Source organism: Acinetobacter johnsonii, from assembly GCF_048551975.1.
GTDB lineage: Bacteria > Pseudomonadota > Gammaproteobacteria > Pseudomonadales > Moraxellaceae > Acinetobacter > Acinetobacter johnsonii_A.
The window spans coordinates 1-299 of record NZ_JBIMCF010000157.1 but is presented as its reverse complement, the minus strand read 5'-3'; the positions used below and the strand labels follow the sequence as shown (position 1 = coordinate 299).

The window sequence follows — 299 nt, the reverse complement described above, 5'->3', positions numbered from 1 at the left end:
CTTTGGAACTTGGCGGAACAGTCGGAAAACCGCAAAGATGCCCGAACCGCTAGAGAGTGGGTAATCGCCCGACCCGATGAATTAGACGCAGATCAACGTAAGGAATTGGCAAAAGCCTTTGCCACGGCCTTAGTTGATCGCTATGGCGTGATTGCAGACTTAGCCATCCACGAACCCAGCAAAGGCGGAAATGATAAGAACCATCACGCCCATATCATGCTCACCACCCGAAAGGCGGAATTAGACCCTGAAAATAATCTGATCCTGACCACAAAAGCAGAGATTGAACTCAGTAACAC

The 299-nt window shown here is 49.5% G+C and carries 1 protein-coding gene; it reads left to right on the top strand.

Annotated features, from left to right (window positions below; genetic code table 11):
* On the top strand, positions 1-299 hold a 299-nt coding region (locus ACG9ZB_RS17040; protein WP_419326826.1), incomplete at both ends, for a MobA/MobL family protein.